A 23,902-nucleotide genomic window follows, 5' to 3' on the forward strand; every position below is an offset into this window, starting at 1 on the left:
ATAGCAAGGTATAAAATGGTGCTTCGGTTAGAAGCTTTGTACCATTTGTTGCCTTGCCTTAAAAGGCGTACGCGCGCGTGCAAAAGAAAATTTTATTTTTTTGCACCAGTTTTTAAAACGCAAAAATTTTAAAAATTTTCGAAAAAAATTAGGTATAATGGTATTAATCAAAAATTAACTAGTTAGGTTTTCAGCTAACACACTAATTTTTTACCGATCCGAAATTTTTAAAAGTATAGTTATTAAATATTTTAATTTTTTAATCAAAACATCTACGATCGACATTTTGCGTTGACCCAGTGCGATCAACAAATATCGAATAAGAATAATAGTGTATTGGTCAAAAGAATTTTTCTTCCATAGTCTTGGCTTAAAGCGTAAATTTTTAGGTTTAAATAAAGATTACAATATCTACAATTTTTTCTATGAAATTACTCATAATATTAAAGATTTTGATTGAATTTGTGCAAAGTTGCCGAAGAAATACCGTGATAATTTTTTTAAAAAAGTAAAAGCTATTTTATTCTTTTTAACCAAATTAGAAAGCACGAATATTTTTGATTGATTTAAGTTCAAACCTTTAAAAAATGAAGATGGAACATATAATCACAGTGAATGTATATTGATAGGTGATTGAGGAAATTCATATCAAATAATTCTCTCGTGCAAAATCGGTAATAAATATCATCTTGATATCAGTAAGCACCGCTCAATTTATTGAAACCAAATGCGCAATACAATTAACATAGTTGTTATACCTATTTCAATTAAATTAGCAAGAAAAAATAAGGTTAACTCAATAAATTTATTCAAAATTAATTGATGTTTTAGAAATTTTAAGCAAAATAAAAAACGAGCAAGGAGTGCTCGTTAATTACTTGATTATAATTTTGCTCAGTGTTCTATAACTCTAACTAATTGTGAAACGTATGACATTTCGTTGTCGTATCATGCAAACAATTTGTAAATTTTTTGTCCGTTAGATTCTTGTACGTGAGTTAGGGTAGCATCGAAAATTGAACCGAAGTGCGAACCGATAATGTCTGAAGAAACGATTTCATCAGTGTTGTATTTCATTGATTCAGTAGCTGCTTTTTTGAATGCTGCATTAACTTCATCTACAGATGGAGATTTTTCTAATTGAACTGATAAGTCAATAATAGAACCAGTAATTGTTGGAACACGTAGGGCAATACCGTTTAAAATTCCAGCTGCTTCAGGAACAACTAAACCAATAGCTTTAGCAGCACCGGTTGAAGTAGGAACTGTATTGTGACTTGCAGCACGTGCTCTTCTTAAGTTACCTTTTCTGTGAGGTCCATCTTGAAGCATTTGGTCTGCTGTAAATGAGTGAACAGTAGTCATGTAACCATTTACTAATCCGAAGTTATCAACAAGAACTTTAACAACTGGTGCTAAACCATTTGTAGTACATGAAGCTGCTGAAATAACTTCATCATCTTTAGATAAAATATCGTGGTTTACATTGTAAACGATTGTTTTAACATCATTACCACCTGGAGCTGAAATTACAACTTTTTTAGCACCAGCTTTGATGTGTTTTTCTGCTAATGGTTTTTTTGCAAAGAAACCTGTTGATTCAACAACAATGTCAATTCCTAATTCTGCTCAAGGTAGATTTTCAGGATCTTTTTCTGCGAAAACTTTAATTTCTTTACCATCTAATACAATTGCACCTTCTTTAACGCTAACTTCGTGTTGTAGAGGTCCGAAAGCTGTATCGTATTTTAATAAGTGAGCTAACATAGTAGGGTCAGTTAAATCGTTAACTGCTACTACTTCGATGTCTTCTGATTTTGTTTCAAGGATACGACGTAAAGTCAAACGACCAATACGGCCAAATCCATTAATTGCTATTTTTTTCATTTTGCCTCCTAAAATTTAGTAATTTTATATACATAATTTTACATTTAGCAAGGTAATTTATTTTTGTTTATGTCATAAATATGGAATAAATCTAAGAAACGATTCCACAAATTAGCCACTTTGTTTAAGTTTTAAGCAAAATTGATAAAGTATTAAATAAAAAATCCCACGAAGGGATTATAATTATTTGATTTTTGCTAATTCTATATTTTCTTTGATAGCATCTACTAGTAATCTAGCTTTAGGCATATCTATAACATTAGGAATACCAATTCTTACTTGTGTTTGTTGTCTTCCATTTCGTCCGACTTCAAAATAAATGTTTGATTTGTACTCGATTGTATTTCTTAAAATTTCAGCATTATATCCTTTAGGAGCATCCATCACTAATAATCCGTGAGTGACATTTTCTCCTTTAACGACATCTCTAAAACCAAGTTCAACTAATTCGTTTCTAATGTAATTGTAAATTAACTCTTTGTCTTTTCTTATAGCTTCGATAGTTTGGTTTTTAATTACTCTAATAGCCGCATTCATCGCAACTAAAATGGCGCTCGCTGGTGTATATGGAGTTGATTTTTGTTCGTAATAATATTTAACATAAGCCGGAATATCAAAGTAGAATTTAAAATTAGTATTTTGCTTTGCAGCCTCGATTGCTCTTTGTGATAAAACAACGCAACTTAAACCAGGCATTAAACAAAACGCTTTACCACTTGTGGCAATTACAGCATCCAAGCCTCATTCATCAAATTTAACATCATCATGTATAAATGATGAAACTGTATCAACAATAAATAAAGTATCAGGTGCGTATTTTTTCACAATCTTAGACAATTTCTCAATATCGTGTAAAACACCTGTTGATGTTTCGTGATGAGTAACAAAAAGTGATTTAAATTTATTGTTTTTCAATACTGACTCAATTTGAGCAAAATCGAATGTTTCACCATCAGCATAGCTAATTGTTGTTAAAGTATCGCCTACGCCCAGTCTTTCTAAAAGAATTCTAAATCTTTTACCAAAATCACCTGCTTCAATTAAAAGTACATTTTCTCCTTTTTGAGCTAAATTAATTGAAATAGCTTCCATCGCTCCGGTAGCTGATGAGGTAATAAATAATGGTAAACCGTTTTCGGTTTTGAATAATTCACGAACTAATTTTGTTGTATCTTCTAAATAATATTTAAAAAGTTGCGATCTGTGGTGTAAGACACATTGGCTCAATATTTCATTAACTTCATTGTAATTATTTATTGGTCCAGGCGTAAATAATAGTGTGGTAGCATGGTTACGGTATCTTGAATCTAAATTTTGTAAGTCTTCAAAAGTATCAAGCTCACGCATTTGTACATTAACGATTTCAAGATGTTTGAATTTAGACTCAAGAGTTCATAAAAATGTTTCAAAATAGTCTTCACGGTGTGTTTGATAAAAACTATCAATTTTTTGGCGCATTTCATTTGAAGTTGTATCGTTTAGATACAAGATTCCACTTCAAATGTTTTTCATAAATGAGTCTTGTGTTAAAGAATGATTAATAACATTTTCATTTTTATCTAAATTGTAAGCTCACTCTGGTTTGTGTTCATATCCTTTTACACTGAAGGCTATCGAAGTATTAGCATTCGAAATTAAGGGAACAATTTTGCTAAAGACATTCTCATTGAAATATAAATCACCTTCAACATACAAGGTATCGTTAAAAAAGTCTTTTGCATATCACAAACTGCTTATATTATTGGCTGTATCGTATTCAGGGTTTTCTACTAATTTAACACCGTATTTATCGATTAAATAGTTGAATTGATCTTTTAAATAACCAACCACTATGGTGATATTTTTAATTCCTGCTTCGTGTAGAAATTTAATATTTCTTTCAATAATTGGCTCACCGTGTACCTGAACTAGTGGTTTTGGTAAGTATTGAGTTAAAGGTGCCATTCTTGTGCCTTTTCCTGCAGCAAAAATTACAACATTTTTTATTTTTTTCATATTTTTTCCTTTGGTTTCATTTTCGACTGATGAAACATTATTTGCAATATAAATTGTGTTTTTATTTTAATCAACCAGTATGTTTATTTGTTGGCCTTAAAAATTTCCGCTTGTTTTAAAACAATTTCGTTTCATAAATCATTATTGACTGGGTCGTCAATTTCACTCACGGGCGAAGCGGCTCTTCAAGCAATTATTTTTTTGCCATCTTGGTCACGAATTGACATACCGGTAAAAATTAAATCACTGGTTGTATTTTTACCGCTTACATCTAAAATGGCTTTTAGTGCACCAGTATTCATGTCAACAGTTGCCCATTTTTCGAATCATAATCCCTCTTCGGAACCAAAATCATTAGCATGATTAGTGGTTAATTCTTCCGAAGGAATTTGATTGTTTAGCACAGTGATTGAATTACCATCTTTTAGAGAAGTATGCAATTCGACTGGCTTACTGAAATCAGTGGTGTGAATTCTGTCTGTATATTCAATTTGTTGATTTTTGTTAACAACTTCTTCAATTCACTTATCAATAACTGAGAAATTAGGATGACCTTTGTAATAGATATTGTATGTGTCTTGATATTTATCAATAACGTGTGAGAGTAAATCTTTTTCGATTTTAACATCACCACCAGAACCTAAGAATATGATTTTAGGTTTATCGCCGTGGAGTTTTTGATTTTGTTTAACTTTGTCACGTTCAACACGTCAATCTTGTCTTGATATTTCGTAATATTCTTCAGTAAAAGGTATACGTTTTTTGTTAATATCACGGGTTTGGAAGAATTTATTTTTTATTCTTCAATCTTTGTCAACTGAATATGGGTATATTCTTTTCAACTCTTTATTTTTGAATTTATTAACGCCATTGTGATCTTCGAAGAAGAAATAAACATTGTCTAGAATTGTAGAAATAGGTATTCAACCTGTTGGACCACTTTCAATATCATCTATATTAATCATTTGGCCTTTTTTATTAAAATTGTCAATGTCGTTTAAAAACCTTGTTTCATATGAAGAAATAATAGAGCTAGCTTCGTTTAAACAAAGGAATTTTACATTTGTAAACGCTGCTAATTCTAAGTATTGACGCACATAATTCAACTCAGCCGTTGAAACTCATAAATTGATTTTTTTGTCGGGATTAGCAACAATAACATCACGGAGCACTTTGACTAAATAATCTTTGTTTGTTCAGAAACGGTTAAAATTATACACACGAGATTTTTTGCTTTTATCATTATTAATTGCGCGTTTGTTATTCAATCAATCTTCAAATTTATCTTTGTCAACTGACATTCTATTATCGCCATAGACAAATTGTGTAAAATGAACTTCGCCCTTAGCCATCATTGCTAATCTTAACTGATCTCAAAATGGTTGAATACTAGTTGAAATTCCAAACATATTGATGTCAGCTTGGTCCAGTAATGAAGTAACATCACTATGTTCATTAATTAAATTTTCATCATCAATTTGCAATGTTTTTTCTGTATCATTTTCAATAAATTTGACTGGACTAAATTTATACTCAATCGTCTTAATTTGTTTATTTTTGGCAAAATTATCACGATCGTATTTAGAAACCTTCACTTTGTAGATTTTATATGATGTTAAAGATATAGCCGAAGTCAACAAAGCTGTTGAAACTACAATATACGATAACAAATTTCGGGTTTTAATTTTCATTTTTTATCCTTTATATATCCAATATTAAGTATATTTTAATATAAAAAATGTTAAAGTTATAATATTTAATGTCTAGTTGAATTGATGTTAAATTGTAAAAATAGAAAAAAGTGTCACGAGACACTTTTTTTATTATTTAATTCCTTCTCATTTTCAGTTTTTAACTTCGTCGATATCAGTACCAGTTTCTCTAATGTAGTTTGTGTGGTATTCAAGTTTTTCATTCATTTCATCAATAAATGATTGAGCTTTTTCACCATAAACTGCTTTAGCAGCGGTAATTGACATGTGGAATCTATCCATGTGTGATAATTGACGAATGTCAAATGATGTAGTAATATCTCCGTGTTCACGGTAACCGTGTGCGTGTAGATTTCTGTTTTGTCTTGTGAAGAAGATATCTCTTAAAAGACTTTCGTAACCGTGGAAGGCGAATAAGATTGGTTTATCAGTTGTAAATACTGAATTGAATTCTTCGTCGCTTAAACCACGATGATCGACAGATGGGTGTCTTAATTTTAAGATTTCAACAACGTTAACGAATCTAATTTTTAATGATGGGAATTGTTTGTTTAAAATCGAAATAGCAGCTAGAGCTTCAATTGTTGATTCGGTACCTGAAGCAGCAACAACTAAATCAGGAGTTTGGTCGATTGAAACATTTGATGCTCAATCAATTACTTTGTATCCTTTTTCAACTAATTCTTCTGCTTCGGCAACACTAAAGAATTGTTCTCTTGGTTGTTTTGAAGCAACGATTAGGTTAATAACACTTTTTTCAGCAAACGCTTTTGCTGAAACAGCTAATAATGTGTTAGTATCCGCTGGTAAGTATTCTCTAACCACATCTGAGTTTTTATCTGCTAAGTGTCCTAACATACCTGGATCTTGGTGTGTATAACCGTTGTGGTCTTGTTGGAATGCGTTAGATGTAGCAATTAAGTTTAGTGATGGAATTTGTTTTCTTCAGAATAGTGGTTTGCATTTGTTGATTCATTTTAGGTGTTGTGTAACCATTGAGTCAACAACTCTTAAGAATGCTTCGTATGAAGCAAAGACACCGTGACGTCCTGTCAATACATAACCTTCTAAGAAACCTTCGGCTTGGTGTTCTGATAATTGAGAGTCGATAACTCTACCAGCTGGTGCCATAAATTCATCTAATTCAGTGTTGATTGTGTCTAATCATTGACGATTTGTGTTTTTTAATACATCAAAAAGTCTATTTGATTTAGTTTCATCTGGTCCGAAAATTCTAAAGTTAGTTGGGTTTAATTTTATAAGTTCAGCATAATAAGTTGATAAATTAACCATGTCTTGTGAAATTACACTACCAGGTTTATCAAATTTTAAAGCAAAATCTTTTCAATTACCTAATTTTAAGTTTTGTGGGTCAATTCCTCCATTTGTAGCAGGATTCATTGCCATTCTTTTGTCACCTTCAGGAGCAATATAAAATTCAGGTTTTAATCTTGCGTTTTCATCAAATAATTCTGATGGTTTATATGATTCCATTCAGTCAATTAAATCTTGAATGTGTTTTGGATCTTCGGCTTTAACAGGAATTGGAACTTGGTGTGCTCTGAAGCTTCCTTCAATTTGGTTACCAGCAAATTTTGATGGACCTGTTCATCCTTTTGGTGATCTAAAAATAATCATTGGTCATTGAGGTCTTTTTTGTTGTTGTTCGCCTTTTTTAGCCGCTTCAGCTTTAATAGCCATTATTTTTTCAATAGCATAGTCTAGTTTGTCAGCCATTTCATGGTGATAGTCGGCAACTTTTTCCACCTCAACAAAGATTGGTTCTCAGCCAAAACCTTCAAATAATTTAGTTAGTTCCTCGTTTGATCTACGAGCGAAAATTGTAGGGTTAGAAATTTTACCACCGTTTAAGTGTAAAATTGGCAATACAGCACCATCGTTTTTAGGGTTAATAAAAGTGTTTGATAATCATCCAGCCATTAAAGGACCAGTTTCAGCTTCACCATCTCCAATAACTGCAGCAGCTATTAATGAAGGATTATCTAAAATAGCACCTGTTGCGTGTGAAAGTGAGTAACCTAATTCACCCCCTTCGTGTAATGAACCTGGTGTTTCAGGCGCTGCGTGTGAAGCAGTACCACCCGGGAATGAGAAAATTTTAAATAAATGTTTCATTCCTTCTTCATCTTGTGTGATGTGTGGGAATAATTCAGTGTATGAACCATCCAAGTATGAGTTAGCAACCATAACTTGTCCACCGTGTCCAGGACCTTCAATATAAAACATATTTAAGTCATATTTGTTTATTACTCTGTTTAGGTGAGCATATACAAAGTTTTGTCCAGGGATTGTTCCTCAGTGACCGATTGGGTAAATTTTTAAATCTTCGGGTTTAAGGCCATTTTTCATTAATGGATTATTTTTTAAATACATTTGACCTACAGCAATATAGTTAGCAGCTCTTCATCATGCATCGACTTTTGCTAAATATTCTTTAGAATCAAAATTGATATTTTTCTTTTGCATTGTTTTACTCCTTATATTATTTATTTCTTTTTAAATTATAGTAAATATAATTATTTTTATCATTTTAATTGTAGATAAAATACTTAGTTTATGGAATCATTAGCATATCAAAAAAAAGATAGCTTATCTTACAAATTTTAAAAATAAAAGAAATCTATTTTTCTAGTTAATAAGAAAAATGCCTTGCGGCATTTTTTTATTAAATTTATTATTTGAAAATGTGTTTTACACCAATTTGACCTAGTGTATCATTGTGAACTTTTGCAAATCCTTCTGAGAATTTGTCAAATTTTTCTCATTCTTCTGGTGTTAGAGACATTTTTTCAGGTAAGTATTCATATCCATTTTCACCAACGATTACTGGAATTGAGAAATAAATTCCTGGGTGTTTGAATGTGTCAGGTAATTTAACACCGATTGTCATGATTTTTCTTTTGTTATTTAAAACAGCTGAAGTGATTTCGTATAGTGATGTACCAATTCCGAATTGTGTGTTTCCTTTACGTGAGAAGATTTCGAATGCTTCTTTTTTACTGTCTTCGTAAAGTTTTTGTTTAACTTCTTCAGTAAATTGTGGTAAGTCTTTAATTAATGTTTCACCAATTTTAGCGTTCGATCAAACAGCCATTGCTGATGCACCGTGTTCTGCAATCATTGAAATTTCAATTGAATCTGCTTCTACATTGTATCTGTGAGAAATTAATTTTTTCAATCTAGCACCGTCTAAAATAGTACCTGCTGAAATAACTTTGTTTGCTGGAAGACCTGATGCGTAGTGGAATACAGCTGCCATAACATCACATGGGTTAGCAGCAACAATTACCACACCTTTAAAGCCTTTTTCTTTTAAAACAGATCCGAATGAATCCATTAATTTTGCGTTAGCACCCGCTAAAGCAAGACGATCTGAGAAATCTTTATTTGCAGGAATTGAAGCACATACAACAACAATATCAGCATCTGCTGCGTGATCTTCTAATGTTCCTACTTTAAATGTTGAACCATTTCTTGGTAAGATTGATACCATGTCAGAAAAGTCTTTAGCATGTGCAAAAGCTATGTCTTCATTTCTGTCCACAAATATTCATTGAGCTTCTAAGCCTCTGGCAACAGCAATATTTACATATGTAAATCCTACATTACCTAGTCCGATAACAATAATTTTTTTCATATATCCCTCTTTTTTTATTTTGAATTTTTAGTTTGTTATAAACTAATACAATTATAAATTTTTTTAAAAAAATAAAAACTATTTTCAAAAAAAATGGAATGAATTCCATATAAATTTAACTTATGCTTTATAAAATGAAAATTCATATTAATTATTAATCTTAAACTTAAAAATAGAGGAAAATTTATTCATTTTAAAACTATTTCGCCATAACTTTTAATTGAGCTTACATTAATATTAATATTTGTATTAAAATTAAGTAATGAAAAATAATCTCGACAATTTTTTAGATAAAAAAAATACCAATTTCTTTACAGAAGAGCAACAAAAAATAATCGATTATTCACAAACTAATAATATTGTGGTCGATGCTATTCCCGGTTCTGGTAAAACAACAACTATAATCGGAATAGTTAAAAATAATATGGATAAAAGAATCCTAATATTGACTTATAACACAAGATTAATGGAGAACACACGGGCAAAAATTAATAAAATTAGACAAAGAAATCAACAAAATTATTGAGAAATTAGAACATTTCACTCATTCGCTGCCTCATATTGAGCAATGTCGTGTCGTGACGATGGCGAATTACAAAAAATATTTGACCATGATGGTAATACTGTAAAAAACATTGATTTTGATTTAATCATAATCGATGAAGCCCAAGATTTAACACCGTTGCTTTGAAAATTAACACAGGCAATATTGTCTAATAACATTAATAATAAAAAATGTCAATATGTGTTTTTTGGCGATAAAAATCAGACAATATACCAACATAACAGGTCAACTCCATATTACTTTTTGAATGTTGATAAACTTATAAATAATAATATTGAATGAAAGCATTTATCACTAACGAATAGTTTTCGTGTTAAAAAATCTGTGTGAGATTTCTTCAAGATAAATGATTTAAGCGAATTTAATGGAACAAGTTACGCAGACAAAACCGGAAATCTTGAAATACACGTAACCGATGATGATTTCATTGATTATACTTGCAACATTATTGAAGAAAAAATCAGTAGTTATGGTATTGAAAACGTTTTTGTGCTTTCACCAATCGTAAACAATTCGCACTCTGATATTTCATTAATAAAAATAGCCAATGAAATTAATTTAAGAGGTTATGAAACATTTTACCCTAAACCTAATTCAGTCGGAATAAGTGAAAACCAAGAAAAAAATAAGTTGGTTTTTGCCAGTGTTCACCAGTCAAAAGGACGCGAAAAAAAATGCGTAATTCTTTATAATTTCAATAAAATTACTGAAGATATTTTCAATGAAAATACTCATGAACTAGCAAGAAATCTATATTATGTCGCAATGACAAGAGCTAGTGAAGATTTGATTGTAATCAATGTAAAAACAAAGGAATACGGCCAAGTATTCCCTTCCTTCATTGAAGTTAATAACTTCTATGATAAAGCATATTTCCATAGCGTTTGAAACAAAAATACAATGAGAAATTTGAATTCAAAAAACAATATCGAATTTTCGCGTAATTATAGAGTTACAGACTTAGTCAAAAAAATATCACATAAAACAAAAAACGACCTATCAAAAGTCATCAGTAAACTTTGGTTATCTTATCCAGAAAAGATAATCAATATCAGGGATAATATTGAAATCAAGCATAAGCAGCAAAGTTACAATGTTTCAACTATTAATTCAATATATTCAAAAATATTGTATTCCTTGCATTTCGAAAAAGGTCAAATTAGTGAAAAAATAAATGATTTTATTGAAAAATTCAGTAGTAAAGACTATGAATTCAAAAATAAAATTAATAAACAATTAAAAATTGCAAGCACTCTTAGTGACAAAGAATATTGTTTAACAATGGCGATGATTTTTGATGCTTTATTAAGCCATAGTTTAATCGGTATCAATTCAATCCCGATTGATGAGAGAAAATGAATAAACAATGAAAATTACAATCTTATTTTAGATAGACTAACAAACATACAAAACGAAGGCTCAAAGCTTTGGTATGACATAAATTATTCTGACATTGAAGGAATTGTTGATTTAATTGATTACGAAAGTGAGATTATGTATTGAATTAAATTCAATGATCGCTTAAGCGATAATGATATTTACGAACTGGTAATCAATGTTGCACTATTGTATTTAGAAGCCCAAGAAGATAAAAAAATGAATAATTTGCTCGAAAACTTTAGATTTGTCTTATTTAATATTCGCAATAATTCAAAACTCGAAATTGAAATAAACGACACTAATGAGTTAAAAAAGATAGTTTCAAATGCAATCGACAACATAGATAATAACATTCCAGATATTGATGTTGATTATTCGAAGGTTGAATTATCTCAAATTAATAAAATTTTAATAGATTACGAAACAGTCAAATTAGGAATTAGGGAAGCACACGGTTTGAAATCAAAAGATAAATTTGTGTTCTTTGATTTTGAAACAAGCAGTTTAACAGGCTATGTTTGTCAAATAGGAATGGTAATTGTCGAAAACAACAAAATCTCTAGTTCGGTAGATCAATTAATTAATCCGCTCGTCCCAATTGATTATGCCGCCACACTGCAACACCATATCAGTGATGAAATGGTTGAAAATGCCCCAAGTTTCAGTAAATATTGAGACAATATTAAACATTATTTTAACGGCGAGTATCTATTAATTGCTCACAATATTGCATTTGATATCAATGTTTTAAAGCGTGAACTGATTAGATCGAATATTTCGTTGAGTGATGATTTATACTATTTTTGCAGTAGACATGGGCTAAAAAAATACAATGAAAAGTATAAAAAAATTGAGCGTTTAAATTTTATTGCCTACGATTTAGGTATAGATTTTCAACATCACAATGCTTATCACGATGCCAAAACAATTTTTGATATCTTTTCTCATCTTGAAAAAAGCTTTAAAAACGTAATTCAAAAATCAATTGATAATGGCTATAGAGGCCATAAATTCAAAATCAAAAAAAATTAGGCAATTTATTTTCAGTTCAAACAATGACGCTACGTTAAAAAATCTAATTTAATTTTAAAATTGATAAAATATTATCTACATTTTGCTTTGCTAAAATGTTTTGTTTTTGATAGAGATTGCAACATGTAAATGTGATAAAATCTATTTAAAATAAATAGCTCTCAAAGGAAAGTTATTAATTGTCAAACAACGAAGGAATAAAATGGCATTTTTAAAACGTAAAAAAATTGTTTTGTCATTATCATCTGCTACTGTGATTGTCTCATCTGTCACAGCGGTTTTGCTATACCAATTTAACTCAAAAAAACAAGCCAAATTTGACTACTTTTTTGACGCAAAAGTAAAAGAAGATTTTACGACAAAAAACAATTTAGATCTCAATGTCACGAGTGCGAATGCAGACAATAACCTTAAAGAGTTAAAAGTTCCTGAATCAATTTACGAACCAATTAGGGAACCTGAAAAACCAAAAGTTGAAGAAATCGTTAAAATTGCCGTTGATGAAGAAAAACCAAAACCTAAACCCATTCCTAAAGCTGAACCAAAGCCAAAACCTAAACCAGTGCCACTGCCTGACAATCAACCACGAGTTCAACCTAAACCAAAAAAAATAATTACACCTAAAGTCGCAGAAGAAAAAGAAGTTGTAAAACCCAAAACTCCTTCCAATGTTGTTATTGATAATTTAATCAACAATGATGACTCGGCAACTATCATCAATATTTTAGGCGCTAATGTTCGTGCTAAAGTAATTAAAAACAAAAATAGAGAAGTAAATTCTTCAGATATCAGAAATAAAATAAGTAATATTGATCCATACCAAAATAACACTGTCGACAAAATAGTAAGTATTCAGGTCACTGATGAATTAGTTAACAAAGTTTTAGACAATGTTAAAGGTGATGGTACTGGCAATAACGGAATTAACAATAGACTAATAAAAGGGACTGTGGACGAACTTTTGGCACAAGTTAAACCTGAAAATTTAGAAGATATTGTTAACGTCAATAAAACAGGATTTTATACAAAACAATTTGAAAAATGAAAACAATTGTTTGATAGCAATAATGTGGAAAAATTCCTTTTACCGGATGCTAAAACACAATATCGCACAAAAAAATTCGTTTCTAAAGTGCATCGCTACTTCTGATTATATTCAAATCTTGACTGATCTAAATTCACTAAACTGAGTGACAATGCTAAGAAAATGTTAGCTGAAGGATATGTTATTTCAGAAGATACATCATACTTTAACGAAAAGGGCGAATTAGATTCGTGATCAGCAAGTTTGCCAAAAGGATATAACTCAGTTGAGGCAAGAATGACACGTGATAATTTTCAAAAACGTGTGTTTAGTTATAGTTCTTCAGAAATAAGAAGTCCTTACAATGTTAAAAATGGTATTTATCCAGGATGGACTCGTGTTGATGTAACTGATAATGTTGAATTTAAAGACTTACATGTATCAAAAGCAGACGGAATTAATATTATTAAAATGACCAGAGATGAGCCTATTAATGATAAAGGGCAAATAAATGAAGGTTATGTTTTAGAAATTGATGCCGGTAATGAAAGTGGATATCAAAAAACCAAACAACTATTAATTGATTTAAAAGCTAAACCAGATTTAAACTTTGTCTCATTCCGCATTAAAAATATGGGCAGCCATGATGCGGGACAAAAATTCAAAGAAATTTTAGATGAATTACCCGACCAAATTCCGCAATTAGAACTATTTTTCTCTGATCGTGCAACAAATACAGGTTCATTAATCGCACTTGAAAATAAAGTCATTAAAGAGTTATCTTTATATACTTTGGGAAATTCATTATTAGACAATTGGAGTATTAACCCATTTGCCTTACGGAACACAAAATGAGTAAATACTAACGATTACAATGTAAGTTTTGAGTATAAAGTAGGTGAAGAAATAGCAACAAGAATCACTTTTAATACATTATCTTTTGATGCTCAAGATTATGCTTCTGGTTCAAGCAATCCTTTTGAAAGAATTAATTTAGGTTTAAGAATGGCTTATTATGCTCGCAATAATGAACCAATTTTCCAAGGTGGTTTTGGAAGCGGTTTAAATCCGGACGAAAATGAAGGTGGCAACAGCTACGCAACAGGTTTAGACTTTTCAAGAGTTCCACAAATTAAAAGTTTAAGAGGTCTTGTATTTCATGATGAATTTAAACCAGCTAATAAGGCAAGAAAAATTTCGAGATTAGTCTTATACAACAATTCAACTAGTTTCACTATGAGTGCACAAGACTTAAATAATGCAGGAATGGAACACATGGTTGATGAACCAATGCAATCTTCAAAAATTATTTTTTCAAACGGTGCAACAACTAAACGAATAAAAATTGAAGGTAATCAAACCCTAACAAATTCAGGTATTGCTAATCTATTTAAATTTATTAAATTCGCCAAAAACGGAAATGAATTTAGTGATGAGATTGAAGTTGATGCAGAGGCAACGCAATTAAAAACGCAATTGCAAAACTCAGGATTAAAAGTTAGAGAAGCACAAGATTTTGACTTTGCTTAGTATTTAAAATAAATGTGGAAATTTCCACATTTATTTTATTTACATGATAAAAAATATGACAAATTAAATAATCAATAAACAAAAGCTAAAAATAAAAAAATGTTTTAAGTGGTTCAAAATGCATAAAAAAATAAGTTTTTATAGATACATCTTTGAAAAAATTAATAATTGCAAAATATGTGTAGGCAAAATGTTTGCACATCCTTTTGTTCTTTTTTAAGCAAACATACACAAAAACGTGTAAAAGGAATATGATTATATTGATAAATGTAAATAATTTATCGTTAATTAAAATTTATTATAAAGAAAAGAGGATAATAATATGTCTAAAATGAAGGCCTTTGTTGTACGCTCTCCACGTAAATGAGGCGTGGAAATCGTTGATATTCCTGAACCAAAAGAAAAAGAAGTTTTAATCAAAATGGAAACTAGCGGCATTTGTCACACAGACTTGCACGCAGCTAATTACGATTGATTAGTTGAACCAAAATACCCACTTATTCCTGGACACGAAGGAATTGGTATTGTTGAAAAATTAGGTCCAGGATGTACACACCTTAAAGTAGGTGACAGAGTTTGTTTAGCTTGACTACACGATGCTTGTGGGCACTGTGAATTTTGTTTAAGTGGTAAAGAAACATTATGTCCTAACCAAAATATGTCAGCATATACAAAAGACGGATCATTTGCTGAATATGCAATTGGACATGAAGACTTCGTTGGCGTAGTGCCAAAAGATTTAGATTTAATCACAGGAGCACCCGTAGTTTGTGCTGGTGTTACTACATACAAAGCTGTTAAACAAGCAAAACTAAAACCAGGTGATTTCGTTGCTGTTATTGGTGTTGGAGGGTTAGGTCAATTAGCAATCCAATACGCAAAAGCAATGGGATATCGTCCTATTGGTGTCGATTTAAATGACGAAAAATGTGAATTAGCGCTAAAATCAGGTGCTGAATTTGCCTTTAACTCGAAAAAAGTTAATGCTGTTGAAGAGATCATTAAAGTAACAGAAGGCGGAGTTCATGGTGTGGTTAACACATCAGTTGCTACAGTAGCAGCTATCCAAGGGATGGAAATGTTACGTCGTGGTGGACGTCAAGTGTTAGTTGGACTACCTGCTAAAGATAAATTAGGAAAAGACGAGTTCCCAGTATCTGTATTCTGAACTGTATTATTCGAACGTGAATTAGCCGGTTCAATTGTTGGAACACGTAAAGACCTAAAAGAAGCTCTTGACTATGCAGCGCGTGGATTGGTTAAATCAGAAGTTACTAAAGTTGTTAAACTTGAAGAAGTCGCAGAAATTTTCGAAAAACTTGAAAAAGGTGACTTTATTGGTCGTGCTGTTATCGACTATAGAAAATAATTATCCTAAACATCCTTAACAAAGGATGTTTTCTTTTTGAAATTTGTATGTTTTTGAGTCAACATTAAATTGTGTGTAAAGGTTCGTATCTTTGTGAACTTTTACACATTTTTTTACCATTTTTATTGATTTACACCAATAAAATTGTGTAAAAATTGCTTATAATCGACAAGATGTATTGTTCTTACAAATAAATAAAAATAATGTTCATAATGAACATAAATATAAACAAGTTCTTTATTTAATACAGAGGCGATAGCATATTAAATTTGATTAATTATAGACTCAAAAAAACTAAACTGGTGTGTCGTTATCAATAATAAAACTCAATAATCTATATGTAAATTAGCAAACATTGTATAGCGAATATAATTTATAATATCAGTAAAATTGAAACCATAAAGTGAGGGTGTTTACATGAAAGATTTGACTTGTTTATTTGACTTGTTCGATAAAAAAATATTTAGAATTCCTGATTATCAAAGAGGTTATGCTTGGAACGAATCGCAATTAAGCGACTTTTGAGATGATCTTATCTACCTTAATAAAGATAAATTTCATTACACCGGTATGATTTCGTTGAAAAAATTAGATGAGGATGTTTACAACAATTGAAAAGAAGAAAAATGAATCTTCGATGAACGGGGTTATGGGGCATACCATGTTGTTGACGGACAACAAAGACTGACTACACTAGTAATTTTGATTAATTGCATCATAAAATTCGCCAGCCATAAAAATATAAATTTTTTAAACGGAGTGGATTTGGAAGAGATTAAAAATCGCTACATAGTTGAATATAAAAAGCCAGAAAAGATTCTAAAAGCATACAAATTTGGCTATGAGACCGATAATCCCTCATTTGAATTTTTAAGATACAAAATATTGGAAGAAAATCATCCAGGATCATTATTAGAAACATTTTATACTTTAAATTTAGAAAAAGCAAATCAGTACTTTACTAAAAAAATTCATGATTTATTTAAAAATCAAGAAAGGGAAGGATTAGAATTACTTCTCGACAAAGTTTGCAACAAATTATTATTTAATATCTATTACATTGATGATAATTTTGATGTTTACACTGCGTTTGAGACTATGAATAATAGAGGTAAAAAGTTATCTAACTTAGAAATTTTAAAAAATAGATTGATTTATTTAACAACAATTTTCCCCGACCGCACGATTTCAATCGAAACGAAAAATCAAATACGCAGAAACATAAATGAATCTTGAAAAGAAATATATTATCAACTTGGACGAGACAAGAATAAACCACTAGACGATGATGAATATTTAAAAAACCATTGATCAATGTATTTCAAGTACTCACGTAATAAAGGTAATGCCTATATTGATTTCTTATTTGGTAAATATTTTAATTCTAAATCTGTTTATAAAGCGAAATCAAAAACAACAGATGATAATGACCTAACTATTGAAAAAATTAATAACTACGTGGAAAGTTTGAAGTCAGTTGCTAAATATTGATATTACTCATTTAATCCTGAAAAAAATGAATATGAATTCTCCAAAGATGAAATACAGTGAATCAATAAACTAAATAGAATAGATATTAATTATTTTAGAACCTTAGCGGTGGCGTCCTTTCTTAATAAAAAAATTGATGAAAGTAGAAGAATAAAATTATTCAAAACAATTGAAAAATTTATATTCTTGTGTTTCAGATTAGGTCGCATTCAGTCAACTTACCTAAGTAGTAAATCGTATGCGTTTGCCGAACAATTGATGAAGGGCACAATTGAAATTGAGGAAATTATTGAGTACTTTCAGAAAAAATTCAAAGAAAAGGAAAAAGAAGCAACCAACTCATTTGCCGAAAGAATAAGAAGTAGCTTCGATAATGACCAAGAAAAAGGATACTACGGTTGAAAATATTTAAGTTATTTTTTATTTGAATACGAAATGAAATTGTATTCGGAAAAAGGGCATTCACCTAAATTACTTGACTGAAGTGAGTTCACCAAAAGCGAAAGAGATAAAATTTCGATTGAACATATATTTCCCCAAACACCAACAAAATGGTATTGGCGAAATCAATTTCGAAATTATAATGATGACGAAAAGCGTTGCCTATCGAATTCGCTAGGAAACTTAATAGCTCTTTCTCAAAAAATTAATTCAGAATTACAAAATAATGAATTCGAATATAAAAAAGAAAAATATTCAACCGGCTGCATCTCCGAATTAGAAATTGCAAAACATGATGACTGAAATCCGAATACTATTTTAGATAGAGGTAAAAAATTATTGAAATTTATGCAAAATAGATGAGGGTTTACTTTTAATCATGATGAAGAAACATTATTAGGTCTGGCATTCATGAACGACGAAAGAGAGTCAAAACCGGAAATTACGCAGGATTCTGATTTTAAAATATCACAACTAGAAAAAGATGATCAAGAATTAAATTATTTTGCCGACAAAAATCAAAATATGGTCGAGCTATACGAAATGCTTTTTACTTCAATTAAAGAAAAATATAAAGATTTATCAGCGGTTCAGACCAATTGATGCGTCACACTCAAAGACGAAAAACAGGCAAAAACGATAGCTAATATAAATATTCTACGGTCAAAATTAAAAATTATTATCGATGAACCGCAAAACGAAGAAAACAAAATAGGTAAATTTTTGCCTAAAACCTATTACAATTGATCAAAAACTTATGTCATTTATTTAGATAAATATGAAGAAATAGAACAGGTAGTTAGAGCAATAATTGACAGTGTTGATAACCACCAATAAATAATGGATACTCTTATTACTTTTGTGGTTCGAATACTATTTGCTATTTAGCAATATATAATTAATGCATTATTCACTAAATTTAGGAAAACACCAAACACGACTGTTTTCCTTTTTCTTTTGCATTATTTATGTTTTCATTTATTTTGCGTATAAAAATAACTAAAAAAACACGCATTTACAAGAGCGAAAAATTTAAATTAAATAAGCGACAATAAAATTATTAATTTTATGTTAGAAATTTATTTATAAATTTTTGAGTGTGTTATAATGAAAAAAAATATTATTAGCGCTAAGGATTATCAATTTGAATAATTAAAAATAAAAACAAAAGAAGGGATTCTATGATTTATATCGTTACAAAAGAATTAAAAATAAAAAAAGAAGAAAAAGAAGAATTTAGTAAATACATCAAAAATTGAATTTACATATCAAAACAAGAAGAATTGAATTTATCAATAGACGGGTACTGAATGAGCGGAAGATTTATTATTTTTGAGCGCTGATCTTCTGAAGAATCTTTTATGAACTTTTCTAAAAAAGATTGATACAAAGATTTCTTAACAAGTATTACAAAATTTACAGTCGATGAAATGAAAGTTAGAAAATTTAAAACAGTTATCTAAAATTCATAATTAATTTAGTTAAATAGCAAAATATATAAAACTTAGTGTTTTATATCCATCATTTTCATTTGTGTTAATACACACAAAACGTTGATTATTTGTGTTATTTTATTGAAAAAAGAAAAAGTGAGCATCGCGCTCACTTTTAAATTATTAGTTTGATTATTTAACGATTTTTGTAACGTTACCGTAACCAACTGTGTGTCCACCTTCACGGATTGAGAATTTTGTACCTTCTTCAACAGCGATTGGAGAAATTAGTTTAACTGTAAGTTCAACGTTTTCTCCTGGTGTAACCATTTCACGTCCTGCTTCAAATTCAATTCCACCTGTAACGTCTGTTGTACGGAAGTAGAATTGTGGTTTATAGTTTTTGAAGAATGGTGTGTGACGTCCACCTTCATCTTTAGTTAAAACATAAATTTGTGCAGTAAATTCTGTGTGAGGAACAATTGATCCTGGTTTTGCAAGAACTTGTCCACGTTCGATAGCTGTTCTTTCAACACCGCGTAGTAATAGACCTGCGTTGTCACCAGCTTGAACTTCTTTAAGGTTTTTACGGAACATTTCCATACCTGTAACAACAGTTTTTTTAGTAGGTCTTAGACCAACGATTTCAACTTCTTCGTTAAGGTTTAATCTTCCACGTTCAACACGACCTGTAGCAACTGTACCACGACCTGAAATTGTGAAAACGTCTTCAACAGCCATTAGGAATGGTTTGTCGAATTCTTTAACTGGTGTTTCAATTCATGAGTCAACAGCGTTCATTAATTCCATAATTTTTTCTTCGTATTCTGGATTACCTTTTAGTGCTTCAGCAGCTGAACCACGTACGAATGGTGTGTTGTCACCATCGAAACCGTATTTTGAAAGTAATTCACGAACTTCCATTTCAACTAAGTCAACCATTTCAGCTTCGTCTGCTGATAACATATCAACTTTGTTTAAGAATACAACCATACGTGGAACACCAACCTGTTTAGAAAGTAGGATGTGTTCACGTGTTTGAGGCATAGCTCCATCTGTTGCAGCAACAACTAAGATAGCACCATCCATTTGAGCAGCACCTGTAATCATGTTTTTGATGTAGTCAGCGTGACCAGGACAGTCAACGTGTGCATAGTGACGTGCTTCTGTTTGGTATTCGATGTGTGAAGTATTAATTGTAATACCACGTGCTCTTTCTTCTGGTGCGTTGTCGATTGATGCGTAATCACGAGCTTCAGCTAAACCTTTTTTAGCTAATACAGAAGCAATAGCAGCTGTAAGAGTGGTTTTACCATGGTCAACGTGACCAATTGTACCGATATTTACGTGTTCTTTATCACGGTTAAAATCTAATTTTGCCATATTATTTATTTCCTTTCATAAATATTAAATTGTTTTAGCGCTAAACCAACCTATGTGCGGCCTTTCATCCGCATCCTATCCATCATTACTATTTACGTATAAGAAAATAGCATATCTATTTTAGCAAAGAAACAATATTTAAATAATTAATTAATATTTTATATGAAAATCAATAAATAAAAATAATTTAGTTAACGCATTATTTAAAATTAATTAAAATTAAAATTAATATATATAATATTACACATAACGTTAGAACGGAGATATTATGCAAACTAAAAATATTAATAATAATGATTTAAACCTTCAAAATGTTGGTCAAAATGTAACTGTACATGGTTGAGTAGCAAATAAAAGACGTTTCAGCGGTCTGACTTTTATTGATTTAAGAGACCGTAGTGGGATTATTCAATGTGTATTCAAACAAGATGTACACGTTCCCAAAGAAAGTGTATTGGAAGTTAGAGGGGAAGTTGTTGCTCGCCAAAGCGCTAACAAAGATATAAAAAGTGGCGAAATTGAAATTTTAGCCAGTGACTTCACTGTTTTTTCAACTTCTGTTGAAGAATTACCTTTTACAATTAGAGATGATATAAATGTAAACGAAGATTTAAGACTTAAATATCGTTTTTTAGATCTTCGTAGAGAAAAAATGAAAAACAACATTATTTTAAAAAGTAATTTAATGCATGCTGTTCGTGAATTTATGCACAAAAATGGCTTTATCGATATTGAAACACCAATGTTGGCACGTTCAACCCCTGAAGGGGCTCGTGATTTCTTAGTTCCTACTCGCTCACAAAATCAATTTTGAGCCTTGCCACAAAGTCCACAATTATTCAAACAAATTTTAATGCTTTCTGGTTTTGAAAAATATTACCAATTTGCCAGATGTTTTAGAGATGAAGACGGCAGAAAAGACCGTCAACCTGAATTTACACAACTCGACATTGAAACATCTTTCACAAATGTTGAAGATTTTCAAGCCTATATTGAAGAGTTATTCAAATACATTTTTAAACAATTGAATTTAAATTTAGTCACTCCTTTAGCTAGAATTAAATATTTTGATGCACTGAGAGATTATGGAACAGATAAACCTGATTTAAGATTTGGTTATAAATTACAAGACATCAATGATTTTGCTAACGATACTGATTTCTCTATTATTAAAGATGCTCAAAGCAAAAGAATGTTGTTTGTTGACTCTATTATTTCCAAAAAGGAGTTCAAATTACTTTCGGAAATAGCCTTGAAAAATAAAGCGAATATACTGTTTTATTTTGTCGTAGAAAACGGCGAAATATCACACACAAATTTTGCTAATAAAATTAAAGATTCAGTGTTAAACTTGATCAAACAAAACAACAATAAAGATGGTTCATACTTTATTGTTGCCAATTCATATGAAAATGCTTCTAAAGCACTTGGAGCAGTAAGAGTTGAGTTAAATGATATGTTCCATTATGCTAACGATGATGAATATCATCTATCATGAATAACAGACTGACCAATGTTTGAGTATGATGAACAAAATAATACATGACAAGCTGCACACCATCCATTTACACAATTTGACCATGAACTTGAAGAATTAGACAAATTGCCATTAGAAAAAGTAATGGCTAAAAGTTATGATTTAGTACTAAACGGTTTTGAATTAGGTTCAGGTTCGGCTAGAATTTTTGATCAAAAAACTCAACAAAAAATGTTTGAAATGATTGGTATGGATAAAGAACAACAAGAAACAAAATTCGGTTGATTTATTGACGCCTTTAAGTATGGTGTTCCACCGCACTGTGGAATTGGTTTGGGATTAGATAGATTAGTGATGATTTTAACACACGAAAAAAGTATCAGGGATGTGATTGCGTTTCCTAAAAACGCTAAAGCACAAGATGTGTTCACACAAGCCCCTAATACTGTTGATAATAAACAACTTGATGAATTATTTATTGAGGTTAAGAAAAATAACAATTAGTGCTAGTCACTAATTTTTTTAAAGAGGTATTTATGACATATTTAAAATATTTATATCCCGAAATTAAACCCTACCTGCAAGATTTTTACTCGCCAAATGACAGTGAGCACCAAATTTATTATGAGGTCAGTGGAAATCCCGATGGCATTCCAGTTGTTTATGTTCACGGTGGTCCTGGTGGTGGTACAAGCCCTGTGTGTCGTCGCTATTTTGATCCTAAAAAATACATGATAATATTAATCGACCAAAGAGGATGTGGCAATTCTACTCCATCATTATTGACAAAAAATAACACGACTGATTTTTTAGTCCAAGACATGGAAAATATTCGCAAATTATTAAAGATTGATAAATGAATATTATTTGGCGGTTCATGGGGCACAACGCTAAGTTTATGCTACGCAATTAAATATCCCCGAAATGTTTTGCGAATGGTTTTAAGAGGCGTTTATTTAAATCGCCAAAGCGATATTGATTGACTTTACCAAGAGGGCGCTTCGTATTTAAAACCAATTGAATATGAACAATATATCAGTATCTTGAACGATAATGAACGAAAAGATATTGTATCAGCTTACTACCACAGAATGAATACTGACGATGAAAACACACGTAAACAAGCATATATTGAGTGAGCAAAATGAGAAAATGCATTAATTAGTGTGAATAAAATCAATATAGATGTCGAAAGCGATATGAAATCAACTGCTGAAATTTCATATTTGGAAAATTATTATTTTTACAATAAAGGTTTCATGAGCGAAAATTATATTTTGCACAACATTGATAAAATCAAAGACATTGAAACTTATATTGTCCACGGTGAGTATGATTTGGATTGTCGTCCATCTGGTGCATATGAATTACATAAGGCTTTAAATAACTCACATTTATTCATGCTTACGAAGACAGCTCACACACAAAGAGAATGAAAAATATCAAAAACACTTATAAAAATTATGCAAAATATCGCTTTTTAGATTTTTTGCATTTTTTTTAGCATTTCTATATGTATAATTAT

General features: G+C 30.6%; 14 protein-coding genes. 8 read left to right on the plus strand and 6 right to left on the minus strand.

Annotation, left to right across the window (positions count from 1 at the left end; genetic code table 4):
- Positions 1 to 331 precede the first annotated feature (331 nt).
- Complete coding sequence (locus tag N1F73_RS02935; RefSeq protein ID WP_260360043.1) at positions 332 to 874, plus strand: hypothetical protein; 543 nt, start codon at positions 332 to 334, stop codon at positions 872 to 874.
- 8 nt (positions 875 to 882) lie between these two features.
- On the opposite strand, the gene gap is transcribed toward N1F73_RS02935, so the two are convergent.
- The 5 genes from gap to N1F73_RS02960 all read right to left on the minus strand — a co-directional run bounded on the left by gap (position 883) and on the right by N1F73_RS02960 (position 9,252).
- Positions 883 to 1,887 (minus strand): type I glyceraldehyde-3-phosphate dehydrogenase, encoded by a 1,005-nt coding sequence (gene gap / locus N1F73_RS02940; RefSeq protein WP_260360044.1) that lies wholly within the window; start codon positions 1,885 to 1,887, stop codon positions 883 to 885.
- Between the two features lie 183 nt (positions 1,888 to 2,070).
- Positions 2,071 to 3,882: an aminotransferase class V-fold PLP-dependent enzyme gene (locus tag N1F73_RS02945; protein WP_260360045.1), complete on the minus strand. Its 1,812-nt coding sequence runs from the start codon at positions 3,880 to 3,882 to the stop codon at positions 2,071 to 2,073.
- An 83-nt stretch (positions 3,883 to 3,965) separates the two neighbouring features.
- On the minus strand, positions 3,966 to 5,573 hold the full coding sequence (locus N1F73_RS02950) for a hypothetical protein (protein ID WP_260360046.1): 1,608 nt from the start codon (positions 5,571 to 5,573) through the stop codon (positions 3,966 to 3,968).
- Positions 5,574 to 5,705: 132 nt separating this feature from the next.
- Entirely contained in the window at positions 5,706 to 8,081 is a 2,376-nt protein-coding gene (locus N1F73_RS02955; protein WP_260360047.1) for a phosphoketolase family protein, read from the minus strand.
- Between the two features lie 208 nt (positions 8,082 to 8,289).
- Positions 8,290 to 9,252 carry a lactate/malate family dehydrogenase gene (locus tag N1F73_RS02960; RefSeq protein WP_259290094.1) on the minus strand — a complete coding sequence of 321 codons (963 nt, stop codon included), beginning with the start codon at positions 9,250 to 9,252 and terminating at the stop codon, positions 8,290 to 8,292.
- Between the two features lie 262 nt (positions 9,253 to 9,514).
- On the opposite strand from N1F73_RS02960, the gene N1F73_RS02965 reads away from it, so the two are divergent.
- The 5 genes from N1F73_RS02965 (at position 9,515) to N1F73_RS02985 (ending at position 19,547) form a co-directional block, all read left to right on the plus strand.
- The gene (locus tag N1F73_RS02965) at positions 9,515 to 12,229 is read left to right on the plus strand and encodes an exonuclease domain-containing protein (protein WP_260360048.1); all 2,715 of its coding nucleotides are present in this window, start codon (positions 9,515 to 9,517) and stop codon (positions 12,227 to 12,229) included.
- 202 nt (positions 12,230 to 12,431) lie between these two features.
- The gene (locus N1F73_RS02970; RefSeq protein WP_260360049.1) at positions 12,432 to 14,783 is read left to right on the plus strand and encodes a putative immunoglobulin-blocking virulence protein; all 2,352 of its coding nucleotides are present in this window, start codon (positions 12,432 to 12,434) and stop codon (positions 14,781 to 14,783) included.
- 322 nt (positions 14,784 to 15,105) lie between these two features.
- Entirely contained in the window at positions 15,106 to 16,152 is a 1,047-nt protein-coding gene (locus tag N1F73_RS02975) for a zinc-dependent alcohol dehydrogenase (protein WP_396888596.1), read from the plus strand.
- Positions 16,153 to 16,569: 417 nt separating this feature from the next.
- Complete coding sequence (locus tag N1F73_RS02980; RefSeq protein WP_260360050.1) at positions 16,570 to 18,921, plus strand: DUF262 domain-containing HNH endonuclease family protein; 2,352 nt, start codon at positions 16,570 to 16,572, stop codon at positions 18,919 to 18,921.
- A 344-nt stretch (positions 18,922 to 19,265) separates the two neighbouring features.
- A complete protein-coding gene (locus N1F73_RS02985) occupies positions 19,266 to 19,547 on the plus strand; it encodes an antibiotic biosynthesis monooxygenase (RefSeq protein WP_260360051.1) in 282 nt (93 codons plus the stop codon).
- 162 nt (positions 19,548 to 19,709) lie between these two features.
- Here N1F73_RS02985 and tuf read toward each other — a convergent pair whose 3' ends face one another.
- A complete protein-coding gene (tuf, locus tag N1F73_RS02990; protein WP_259290107.1) occupies positions 19,710 to 20,900 on the minus strand; it encodes an elongation factor Tu in 1,191 nt (396 codons plus the stop codon).
- A 268-nt stretch (positions 20,901 to 21,168) separates the two neighbouring features.
- Between tuf and aspS the strand changes: the two genes are divergently transcribed.
- Both aspS and pip read left to right on the plus strand, forming a co-directional pair.
- A complete protein-coding gene (aspS, locus tag N1F73_RS02995; protein WP_260360052.1) occupies positions 21,169 to 22,881 on the plus strand; it encodes an aspartate--tRNA ligase in 1,713 nt (570 codons plus the stop codon).
- A gap of 32 nt (positions 22,882 to 22,913) precedes the next feature.
- Positions 22,914 to 23,861, plus strand: coding sequence for a prolyl aminopeptidase (pip, locus tag N1F73_RS03000; RefSeq protein WP_259290109.1), 948 nt, complete (start codon positions 22,914 to 22,916; stop codon positions 23,859 to 23,861).
- Positions 23,862 to 23,902 lie beyond the last annotated feature (41 nt).

The organism is Mycoplasma sp. HS2188 (assembly GCF_025209835.1).
In the GTDB taxonomy this organism is placed as follows: Bacteria; Bacillota_I; Bacilli_A; order Mycoplasmatales; family Metamycoplasmataceae; genus Mycoplasmopsis.